Origin of the sequence: Mycobacterium sp., from assembly GCF_040509115.1 — a bacterium.
In the GTDB taxonomy this organism is placed as follows: domain Bacteria; phylum Actinomycetota; class Actinomycetes; order Mycobacteriales; family Mycobacteriaceae; genus Mycobacterium.
Genome location: NZ_JBEVLO010000192.1, coordinates 1 through 10,989, shown reverse-complemented (window position 1 = coordinate 10,989; position 10,989 = coordinate 1). Strand labels below are relative to the sequence as shown.

Here is a 10,989-nt window from a genome sequence, read left to right as displayed (position 1 = left end):
CGACGTCGCCGAGACCCCTTGGCTTGGTCGACGTCGGAACGCTATTGCGCGAGAAGCTTTGCCACGCCGTACTCGAATCGTTCGTCGAAGGATTCTTCGGTGAGGAAGGCCAGCACGCGCTGCAGCGCGGGTCGTTGTCCCACTGCGAGATCGCCGATGGAGCGGACGGGCAGGGCCTGTTCTTCCTGGCACAGTCCGAGGATGAAGTAGATGAGGCTCCAGCATGTCCAGGCGGCCTTGCGGTTGGACAGACCGCCATCAAGCAACGCCGCGACAAGCGCCTCGGCGACGTCCAACGTGGCCGGTTCGGCCGCGTAGGTGCCGGCCACGACCGCGGCACCGTCACGGTGGGCTAGCAGCGCGCGTCGATAGCGGCGGGCGATCTCGGTCGCGCGCTCGCTCCAGTGCTGCGGCAAGTCGTCGAGTGAAACACCGGCGACGATCGCGTCGGCCATCAACTCCTCCAGCCGGGCCTTGGATTTGGTGTGCCACAGGACGGTGTTCATCTGCACCTCGAGGCGCCGCGCGACGGCGCGAATGGAGACCGCACTGGAGCCCTGCTCGTCGAGGAGGTCGATTGCGGCGTGCACGATGTCCGCTTGACTCTTGGTCACCGACCAAGTGTAATCGATCCAGCCAATTAGTCAGTGACCAAGGGAGCGTGTGATGGTAGATGTCGTGGTCGTGGGCGCCGGTCCCACCGGTTTGTGGCTTGCCGGGGAGCTGCGGCTGGGCGGAGCGTCCGTCACGGTGGTCGAGGCGAGAGGCTCTCGGGACCCCAATTCCAAGGCACTTACGATCCATCCCCGGACGATCGAGATCTTCGCCAGTCGCGGCGTCGCGGAGCCGTTCCTATCTGAGGGCATCCGCATTCCGAACGGGCATTTCGGCGGGCTGCCGGATCGGATGAACTTCTCGGTGCTGGATACGCCATACGCGTTTACCCTCGCCCTACTGCAGGCGCGCACCGAGGAACTGCTCGAAGCGCGTGCTCGCCGGATGGGCGCCACGATCCGGCGTAACTGCCGTGTCGTCGGGTTGAGGGACAACGGTGTCGAGCTGTCCGACGGCGAGGTGCTCGGCGCTCGCTACGTGGTGGGCTGCGACGGGACCCGCAGCACCGTCCGTACCGCGGCGGGCATCGACTTTCCCGGTACCGATGCCACGACGTGGGGTTGGCTCGGTGACGTGATGCTCGACGCTCCGCCGCGCGGCGGTGTGACAACCATCAGCGGTGTCGACGGCTCCGTGATGATCGTCCCGCTGCCCGGCGGGATTCATCGCCTTGTCGGTGGCGATCCCGCCACCAACCGCCCAGAATGGCCCGGCGAACTCACCCTCGATGAGCTGCGGACGACGGTCCGCCAGATCGCAGGCACCGACTTCGGCATGCGCGACCCGGTGTGGCTGTCGCGCTTCGGCAACGAGACCCGGCAGGCCGTGACCTACCGCAAGGGCGATGTGTTGCTGGCCGGAGACGCAGCCCACATGCACTTCCCGACCGGCGGCGTCGGCATGAACGTCGGCATCCAGGATGCGCACAACCTCGGCTGGAAGCTTGCCGCCGTCCTGACCGGGCAAGCCGACCAAGCGCTGCTCGACACCTACCACGAGGAGCGCCACCCCGTCGGCGCGAACCTACTTGAACACACCAGGGCCCAGACTGCGCTGATGACCGCCTACTCACCCGAAGGGCAGGCGCTACGCGCGGTGTTGAGCGGGCTGATCGCGACGGCGCCGGACATGTCCCGCGAACTCGCCGAGCGTCTCTCCGGGCTCAGCGTCGCCTACGGCACCGGGAGACGCGTCCCGAACCTTCCACTGCCAGACGGCGGAAACCTGTTCGAGCGCTTGGGCACTGGACAGCCCGTCAAGACCGAGGCCGGACTCGTACGACCCGACGGACACCTCGCCTAGCCATCGTGATCAGTTGCCGGAGTGCACCGCCGCTTCGGTTGGCGATCCGGACGATGCCTCGTCAACCGACGCCGCGCGCGCTCCGCGCGCAACGGCGAAGAACGCTTCGACTCGAGAGCGGTCGGCATCGGTGCGGCCGGTCGCCGCCGAGACCGACAGGTAGAGAACCAGATTGACGACCAGTCCGATGATGCCTCCCGTTATCGAACCGAGCGCACGGATGTCATCGGGATAGATCCAGGTGAGCACCGCAGCCACGATGAACCCGCCGACCATGCCGACGTTGGCGCCGTACTTGTTGCCACCCTTCCAGAAGATGCCGAGGAAGAGCGGCACGGCAAGTTGCACGATTCCCTGGTAGCTGATCTGGGCGAGCAGCTGCAACCTGGGCATCTCGTGCGTGGCGAAGGCGAGTACGGCTGCCAATACCATCGCGATGACCATCGAGCCCTTGGCGATCTTCGTCAGCTGACCGTCCGTGAAGCGGCCACTGACACCGATGAGGTCGTTGGCGATCTGGAGCCCGCTGACCTGGACGGCGCCGTCGATGTGGCCCATCGACGCCGCGAACACGATCGTCACCGCCAAACCGAGGAGCCAGGTGCCCCCGTAGTCGTTGAGCAGGGTGAACCATCCATCCTGCGGTGCGTCGATCACGCCCGCGCTGCCCGCCGCGGCGATGCCGACCAGCATCAGCAGCGTGTAGAACGCGCCAGAAAGGAAGACGGTGCGGACGGTGCCCGACTTCACCGAGCGAACTCCGGAGGCGGTGTAGATGCGCTGGAAACTCGTTGGCCAGCAGAGCGAACCGACGACTCCGGTGAGGATGAGGCTGAACAGATACCACGGCCCGTAGCCGTCACCATCCCCGGGAACGCGAAGGTACTGCTCGGCGACGTGCCCGAGATCAGAGAACGAGACCGGCGTCGAGCCGATCCCGAGGAGCATCAACAGACAAACGATCATCGCGCCGCCGTACGCCACGGCGCCTTGGAACACGTCCGTCATGATGAGGCCTCGCATGCCCATCTTGACCGTCCAGAACTGGCGCACCACGATCGACAGGAGCCCGACGATCAGACAGGTCGTCACGCTCCAGTGACCGGCACTGGCAATCTCGAAGATCACCCCGAGCGCCTGCATTCCGAGGACGATCCACGGGAACAACGAGATCACACCGATCGCGCTGGCGATGCGGCGCACCGTTGTCGAATCGAATCTCCTTCCCAGCAGATCGGGCTGTGTGCGCAAGCCGTATGCCGCTCCCCACCGCCATGCGCGGGTTGCCATGAAGTACATGAAGGCCACCCCGAGGGTGGAGTACGCCAGCCCGTAGAAGCCAAAGATTCCGTAACCCGTTGCAAGACCGAAGAATGCGATGAAGGTCGAGCCGGGCCACCAGGAGTTGATGTACGACATCGCGATGAACCACGGTCCGTAGCTCCGATTTCCGACGGCGTATTCGTTGAAGGTCGGTTTGGTCGTCTGTTGTGTGACGTACAAGATCGCCACGACGATGGCGTAGAACGCCACGAGCATTCCGAGCATGATCATCATGGCGCGATCTCCTCGTCCAACTCGCCGCGGGCATCTTCGTAGACGTAGAGCGCCGTCAGCGCGAACGCGACGAGAACCGCGTTGACGATCCAGTAGAGGATCGCGGCCGGCATCCCCGCGATGACCGTCGCGTTGCCGCTGGCCGACAGGTAGAACGGCGGCACGATCGCCATCAGGAGGGCGATCGAGTAGATCCCGATCAGGATGGCCTTCACCGGCCGTGGCGGCAACATAGCGAGTCTTCGTTTCATGTCCATACCCTCGTGTGTCTGAAGAAGTGAGTGCCGCGACCAATGGCGGCGACACGCGACGACGATGCGTCTGAACCATTTATGTTCACACCGCGGTCGTGAAAGGTATGTTAAATGGTCGTTACGGATTGCGGAATGGTTTGTGGAAAGTCACTACTTTGGTCCAACGGGACCACCCGACTCTTCTTGCTGGCCACGTCGGTGTGGACCGTGAGCCGGGTGCGATCGGCACGGAACAGGTCGACGGAGTACTCGATGGGCAGGTCGGTGTCGTCCCAGGACTGGCGGGTCACCTTCAATAGCGGCGCATCGACGGAGGTGCCAAGCATGTCCGATGCTGAGGGCGGACATACCGTGGCCTCGATCGCTTCGCTCGACCTAGCGACCTGAACGTCGTACTCCTTGGCGAGTAGTTCGTAGATCGACTGATTGAGCGGATGGTGCAGAAGTCCAGGCAGTCGGTGCGCGGGCAGGAACACGTGCTCGAGGGACAGCGCCTCGCCATCGGCGTAGCGGACGCGGAGCAGGGACACCACCGGTTGGTTCTCGACCAGGCCAAAGAACGTCCGCACGGCCTCAGCCGGTGCTTCCAGTCCGGCCCTGATCACCTGCGTGCCGACGTTGAATCCCTGGTCCGACAGCATCTTTGGCAGCCCGACGGCGTGATTGAGGTCGCGGATCACCTTGCGGGAAGGGCCACCCATGTCGGGAACCTCACCGGGGGTGATCGGATCCGTCGGGACACCGGTGAGGAAGGCGCCGCCGGCGCGGCCGCGCATGCGATAGATGGAGCCGGCCTTCTCCATCTCGTTGAGGACTCGCCGGACCGTGCTGCGGGAGGCGCCGAGTCTGTCCGCCAGGTCGCGTTCGGCGGGAAGCCTGGCGACACCACGACCACGAAATTCGTCGCACAGCCGCACGAGCGTCTGGTGGACCTGCTCAGCTGAACTCATCGTTCCGCTCGTCCCTCCCTGCTCATTCGCCGAGCTGAATCGCTGTGTGGCCTTGACCCATTTGCACTGCGGTGGTGTACCTTTACGTACCATTACGGTAGCAGAGCTGAACCATAAATGGTTCAGATCGAGCCTACCGCTAATCGCGAGCGCCGGACTGCAAGCGGCGCACGTGTACCGCCGCAGATGTCACAGACGCAAGGGAGTGGGCCAAATGCTCGACTTGACGAATCGAACAGCGCTGGTGACCGGTGGGTCGCGGGGCATCGGCCGGGCGACGGCCTTGAGACTGGCCGAGGCCGGCGCGCGGGTGGTGATCGCCGATCGTTCCGATCACAGGGCCGACCGCGACACGGCAACCTGGCAGACGATCGTCGATCGCGGTGGGCGGGCCGAATCGTGGGAACTCGACATCTCCGACGCTGATCAGGTGGCGTCGGTGGTCGAACGGGTCGAGTCGGAACACGGTCTCGACATCTTGGTCAACAACGCTGGTGCGCTGCTCGCGGGATCACTGACCGACACCACGGACGAGATGTGGCGCGACCAGTTCCGGATCAATGTCGACGGAACGTTCTACTGCATGCGTGCGGCCGTCCGGGCCATGCTCGCTGCCGGGCGCAAGGGGAAGATCGTCAACATCACGTCCATCAGCGGACTGAGGGCCAATCCTGGCTTCGCCGCCTATTGCTCGGCGAAGGCAGCGGTGGTCAACCTCACCCGTCAAGCTGGGATCGACTACGCCCCAATGGGTATCAACATCAACTCAGTTGCGCCGGGCTTCGTGGAGACGGACATGACCGCACTGTACGACTCATCGATCCGCGACGCGCTGGAGAAACAGACGCCGAATGGCAAATGGGCGTCACCCGCCCAAATCGCCGATTCGGTGTTGTTCTTGTGCTCGCCGTTGTCAGATCACATCGTTGGCGAGATCCTCGTGGTCGACGGCGGATGGCTCGTCGGAACTCCGGTGGTGACACGATGACTGCCGCCGTCGCCGCGCACCGGACGGCTGCCGACCTCCGAGACGCATACGCGTCCGGCGAGCTGACGCCGGTCGAGGTGTTGGACGCGACGCTCGGGAAGGTCGCCGATGTCGACACCCAGCTCAACGCGATCGCCTACCTCAACGCCGACCAAGCGCGAGAACAGGCACGGGCGTCGGCAGCGCGGTGGGCCGATGGCTCGCCCCTCGGCGTCCTGGACGGGATCCCGATATCCATCAAGGACAGCGTCTCCGCGAAGTCCACGCCGTGGCGCCACGGCTCGGCGGGACATCGCCACCTGGCCGACTCCGACTTCGACTCGCCGCCGGCAGCCAGACTCAAGCAAGCAGGCGCGGTCATCTTCGCCAAGACGACGATGCCGGACTTTGGGATGTTGGCATCCGGAGTCAGTTCGCTCTACGGCATCGTCCGCAATCCGTGGAACCTCGCGATGAGTCCCGGCGGATCAAGCGCTGGAGCGGCGGCCAGCCTTGCCGCGGGAATCGGATCGATGTCGGTGGGCAGCGACATCGCCGGCTCGGTCCGCCTACCCGCGGCCCACTGCGGACTCGTCGCTCTCAAGCCGACACAGGGCCGCATCCCCCACTTGGCGCCAAGCATGGTTCGCTCTGCCGGGCCGATGGCCCGCACCGTCCGCGAGGCCGCCGAATTGTTCTCGGTTCTCTCGCAACCGGATTCCCGCGATCACCTGAGCCTGCCCGGCGGGCCAATCGAGCTGGGCGCTGCCGAGCTGGGTGACGCCGCGGTCACCGGACTTCGAGTCGGGGTCATGCTCGACATGGGGTACGGCTTCGCCGTTCTGGACGAAGTGCGCACCGTGGTCCTCGACGCCGCCCACCGCCTGACCGACGCCGGCGCGCAGGTGAGCGAGATTCCCCCGGTGTTCACCACCAATCCGTTCGACGCGCTCGACCGACTCTTCGCCGTTCGCGCGCGCACCGAGTGGGCCGCCCTCGACGCCGAACACCGCCGTGACGTGTTGGACGACATCGTGCAGTGGTCGTCCGCCGCCGACGGAATCAGTGCCGCCCAGCACGAAACCGACCTCAGCGAGGTGGCGGCATCGGCCGCCCACGTTACGGCGACCCTCGCCCCGTTCGACGTCGTGCTGTCACCCGTCCTGCCCGGCCTCGGCCATCGCGCAGAGATGATCGGCCTCAATCCCGCGGCGCCGGTAGAACATTGTTCGTTCACGTGCTGGTTCAACCAGACCGGGCAGCCGGCTTCGACCGTCGGCTTCGGGATGAGTCACGGAATGCCGATCGGCGTTCAGATCGCCGGGCCACGATTCTCCGATGCGCGGGTCCTGGCCGTGACCGAATGGCTCGAGGCCAGACGACCGGTCACGTACACGTGGCCGGAACGACCGCTCGACCTGCCCCCGCTCCCGTCCGAATGCTTCGCCGCAGGCCATTCGGACGGCGAATGACGTGATCGCGCTCTCAAGGGATGACACGCTCGCCCAACCTGCGCCGACGATGGCCAGCCCGCAATGGTGGGGCGCAGATTCACATCGCTCGCGACAACGGGCCACGGACTCCGGCACAACCGTTTTCGTGAAGACGCTGACCGTCTGCGCCCAGACCTACATCGACGTCGCGTCGTCGTTCGCGGTCACGACGGCGGTCGGCGAGGCCGCTTTGGGGCCACGCGTACTGGACGCCGACGTCACCGAGGGATGGCTGGTGATGGACGATCTGACCGAGACACATTCGACGGCATCCCTCGCCGACTTCGGCACCGCCGAGCGCCGTTCAGCACTGATCCGGACTCGGCGAGCAGTGTGGGACCTGACCGTTCCCGAAGCTCGTGAGCAAACCGTGTTCGACGACGTTCGCTCACTTCACGACCAACTCACCACCGTGAACGCCTACCTTCCCAAAGACGTCGCCTGGATGTTGAACACCCTGGCTGAGGCCGAACTTCGGATCAATGAGACCCACTACGACCTCGCCCTGATCCATGGGGACGCCAACAGTTCCAACGTCGCGATCGACCGCTCGACCGGAGCGATCGCCCTGCTCGACCACGACTGGGCGACACGTGCAGACCCCATCCAGGACGTGGGTTCACTCATCCTCGAACTCGCATTCGGGCGTGACGACGCCGAAGAGTTGTTCGAGGAGGCGTGGGGTGATTTCGATCCCAGGCTGTTCGCCCGGGCCCAATGCTATGCCGCCGCCGAAGCCGTCAGGGGCGGACTGATCGGTGCGTGGGCCGATCACTGCGATCCAGGGACGCTGGAGTATTCGAAGTTCTCGGACTGGATGTTCTCTTGGGCGCGAACGGCGATCGGGGATCGGCGGATGGACGACTACCTCCGGAGACTGGCATGACGACGCGGACGGACCACGACTACGACCCGACACCAACGGGTACGCGTCGCCTCGGCACTGGGCAGACACCCGAGGAACTCAAAGTCGAAGAGTGTCTCCGGGACGTGACGGAGTGGTCGGGGCGCGAGATCCGCTATTCGCCTGTCACGGGCGGATTGCAGAACAGCAACTGGCGGATCGATGTCGCAGGTGAATCGATTGCGTACTTCCTCAAGGTTCCCGGTGAAGGAACGGACGAATTCATCGATCGGGACAACTCCCACGTGGCGGCGATGCGCGCCGGGGAACTCGGCATCAGCCCCCGCATCGTCCGCTTCTACCCGGATACCGGGATCGAGATCGTCGAGTTCCTGGAAGGTTACCGCGCCTGCACCAACGGGGACTTGAAGCGTTGGCAGACAACGGAGTCCGTGCTGCGGTTGCACAAGGCATTTCAGCAGATCGAGAAACTCCCGGTGACGAAGACCATCTTCGATCTCACCGACGAGCACCTCGAACAGGTAAGGGAGATGGGCGTCGAGGTGCCACCGTTCACCAGCACTCTCCTGCGGGAGTATTCCGCCGCGAAGGCAGCGTTCTACGCCTCTGGACTCGACATCGTCCCATGCCACAACGACCCGATGCCTGGCAACTTCCTGATCGCCCCGGGAAAGCCCATGCAATTGGTCGATTTCGAGTTCGCCTCCAACAACGAGCGTTCCTATGAGCTCGCGGTCGCCGTCACCGAGTTCTTCTACGACGAACAAACGACGCTGCAATGTGTCGAGGAGATGTATGGCTCGGCGCGATGGGATGCAGTGGCACGCCTCCATGTCGTTTCGGCAGTCGGCGACCTGAAATGGGGACTGTGGGGATGTGTCAATCAAACACTCAACACGGCATGGGATTTCGATTACTACAAGTACGGCGCGTGGAAGCTTGCGCGCGCTCGGACGAAGATTGCCGACCCGCGTTGGGGTCAGTGGCTGCACGCGCTCTGATCGATCCGCGCACATCAAGGAGAGAACGACATGACCAACTCGAGTGTCATCGACGGAAACGCATTCCGCGTTGACGATCTCGCCGCACTGACACCGGAGGATCGCGACCTCGTGTTGCGGCGGATGCGGGTTCTCGGACCCAGTTACCGTCTGTTCTACCGACGTCCGGTTCACGTGGTCCGGGGGAAGGGAAGCTACCTATACGGGCCGAACGGCGAGGAGTACCTCGATGCGTACAACAACGTCGCCAGCATCGGCCATGCGCACCCGGCGGTGGTGCAGGCCGTGCACGACCAGATGGCCCAGCTGAACACGCATTCACGCTATCTGCAGCGCGGAATCGTGGAGTACTCCGAGCAGTTGCTCGCGACGTTCCCCGACGAGCTGGCCCACGTGATGTTCACCAATTCCGGTTCGGAGGCCAACGACCTGGCCCTGCGGGTGGCGGCGAAGGCAACCGGCGGAACCGGGATCGTGGTCACTCGCGAGGCGTACCACGGAACCAGTGCAGCGGTCGCCGCGATCTCGCCGGCAATCGGTGCGGACATGCTCGAACCGCACGTACGCACCGTCGAGGCTCCGGATTCCCTTCGTCGTACGCCATCTGAAGGGCTCGGTGCCTGGTTCGCCGATCAGGTTCGGTCGGCATTCGCCGATCTCCGAGCTTCAGGAATCACACCCTCGGCGTTCATCGTGGACACGATCTTCGCTTCCGATGGAGTCTTGCCCGACCAGAGTGTCCTGGGCCCAGCAGTCGCGGCCGCACGTGAGGCGGGTGCGGTGTTCATCGCCGACGAGGTACAACCGGGATTCGGGCGAACCGGTGCCCAGTTCTGGGGATTCGCGCGGCATGGCGTGACGCCGGACCTGATCACCCTCGGAAAGCCGATGGGCAACGGTATGCCCGTCGCCGCGATGGTCGCGACCGACGATGTCTTGCATGCGTTCGGCACTAGCGTCCCCTACTTCAACACCTTTGGCGGAAGCAGCGTGCCGGTGGCGGCAGCACGAGCCGTTCTCGACGTGATTCAGTCGGAGGGATTGGCCGAGCACGCCGAGAAGCTCGGAGCGCGGATCCTCGATGATCTCAATGAACTCGGTCACCACCACCCGTGCATCGGCGACGTCCGTGGAGCAGGCATGTTCCACGGCGTCGAGATCGTCAGCCCCGGCACCACCCAACCGGACGCCGAGCGCACGCTCGCGGTGGTGAACCGCATGCGCGATCGGGGTGTGCTGTTGTCGGTGGCGGGTCCGCACTCGAATGTGCTCAAGATCCGGCCTCTGCTCAGTTACGACGACGTCGACGCCGATCGCCTCGTCTGCACTCTCGCCACCGCCCTCGACGACACTGCGAAGTCGGCTGCATGACCCGGCCGTCGGCAATCCTCTTCGATCTCGACGGCACCCTTCTCGAGTCCGAGCATCTGTACTCCGACATCGGCGCAGAGATGGTGGAGGCCGCTGGCGGCGCGTGGACTGAAGCCGACCGGCTCGCGTCGGTGGGCACCGCACTCCCGGATTTCTCGGTGCTGCTGCAGCGCGCGGGACTCGCCCGCCCCACCTCGGAAATCGTTGCGGCGGTTGTCGATCACGTTACGGAACGGATGCGCGCGGCCGTCCCGTGGCGGCCAGGTGCGCTAGAACTCCTCGATTCGGTCGAAGCTGCCGGGCTCCCGTGTGCGTTGGTGACGATGACCTATCGCGATACCGTCTCGGTCTTGCTCGACCAGTCAGAGGCGCTGCCGTTCGACGTGGTGATCACCGGCGACGACGTAGTCCACGGCAAGCCACATCCCGAGCCGTACCTCCTCGCGGCCCGCCACCTCGGCGTCGCACCCGAAAAGTGTGTGGCGATCGAGGATTCCGTCCTCGGTCTCACCTCAGCCGGACGCGCCGGCCTCACGCGCATCGCGGTACCGCTGGACGCCGAGATCGACTCCGACCTCTACGAGGCCCGATGGGGAACCCTCCTCGGTAGGTCG

General features: G+C 64.7%; 11 protein-coding genes. 7 read left to right on the top strand and 4 right to left on the bottom strand.

The features are described from left to right. Nucleotides 1-41: 41 nt before the first annotated feature. A complete protein-coding gene (locus ABW137_RS13635; RefSeq protein WP_526400726.1) occupies nt 42-614 on the bottom strand; it encodes a TetR/AcrR family transcriptional regulator in 573 nt (190 codons plus the stop codon). A gap of 52 nt (nt 615-666) precedes the next feature. Here ABW137_RS13635 and ABW137_RS13630 point away from each other — a divergent pair, with 52 nt between their 5' ends. Then, nucleotides 667-1,917: an FAD-dependent oxidoreductase gene (locus ABW137_RS13630; RefSeq protein ID WP_526400724.1), complete on the top strand. Its 1,251-nt coding sequence runs from the start codon at nt 667-669 to the stop codon at nt 1,915-1,917. 9 nt (nt 1,918-1,926) lie between these two features. On the opposite strand, the gene ABW137_RS13625 is transcribed toward ABW137_RS13630, so the two are convergent. The 3 genes from ABW137_RS13625 to ABW137_RS13615 all read right to left on the bottom strand — a co-directional run bounded on the left by ABW137_RS13625 (nt 1,927) and on the right by ABW137_RS13615 (nt 4,678). After that, nucleotides 1,927-3,474, bottom strand: coding sequence for a sodium:solute symporter family protein (locus ABW137_RS13625; RefSeq protein WP_526400722.1), 1,548 nt, complete (start codon nt 3,472-3,474; stop codon nt 1,927-1,929). Further along, nucleotides 3,471-3,725, bottom strand: coding sequence for a hypothetical protein (locus ABW137_RS13620; RefSeq protein ID WP_526400720.1), 255 nt, complete (start codon nt 3,723-3,725; stop codon nt 3,471-3,473). The genes ABW137_RS13625 and ABW137_RS13620 overlap by 4 nt, the downstream gene beginning before the upstream one ends. A 110-nt stretch (nt 3,726-3,835) precedes the next feature. Beyond that, entirely contained in the window at nt 3,836-4,678 is an 843-nt protein-coding gene (locus tag ABW137_RS13615) for a GntR family transcriptional regulator (RefSeq protein WP_526400718.1), read from the bottom strand. 46 nt (nt 4,679-4,724) lie between these two features. Between ABW137_RS13615 and ABW137_RS13610 the strand changes: the two genes are divergently transcribed. From ABW137_RS13610 to ABW137_RS13585, 6 genes are all read left to right on the top strand, one after another. Then, nucleotides 4,725-5,666 carry an SDR family NAD(P)-dependent oxidoreductase gene (locus ABW137_RS13610; RefSeq protein ID WP_526400716.1) on the top strand — a complete coding sequence of 314 codons (942 nt, stop codon included), beginning with the start codon at nt 4,725-4,727 and terminating at the stop codon, nt 5,664-5,666. Continuing rightward, nucleotides 5,663-7,117 (top strand): amidase, encoded by a 1,455-nt coding sequence (locus ABW137_RS13605; protein WP_526400714.1) that lies wholly within the window; start codon nt 5,663-5,665, stop codon nt 7,115-7,117. The genes ABW137_RS13610 and ABW137_RS13605 overlap by 4 nt, the downstream gene beginning before the upstream one ends. Before the next feature lie 127 nt (nt 7,118-7,244). Beyond that, complete coding sequence (locus tag ABW137_RS13600; protein WP_526400712.1) at nt 7,245-8,024, top strand: phosphotransferase family protein; 780 nt, start codon at nt 7,245-7,247, stop codon at nt 8,022-8,024. After that, nucleotides 8,021-9,004, top strand: coding sequence for a phosphotransferase (locus ABW137_RS13595; RefSeq protein WP_526400710.1), 984 nt, complete (start codon nt 8,021-8,023; stop codon nt 9,002-9,004). The genes ABW137_RS13600 and ABW137_RS13595 overlap by 4 nt, the downstream gene beginning before the upstream one ends. A gap of 30 nt (nt 9,005-9,034) precedes the next feature. Beyond that, nucleotides 9,035-10,375, top strand: a complete 1,341-nt coding sequence (locus ABW137_RS13590; RefSeq protein ID WP_526400708.1) for a class-III pyridoxal-phosphate-dependent aminotransferase — start codon at nt 9,035-9,037, stop codon at nt 10,373-10,375. Further along, a partial coding sequence (locus ABW137_RS13585; protein ID WP_526400706.1) for an HAD family hydrolase occupies nt 10,372-10,989 on the top strand: 618 nt, incomplete at its 3' end. The genes ABW137_RS13590 and ABW137_RS13585, both read left to right, overlap by 4 nt.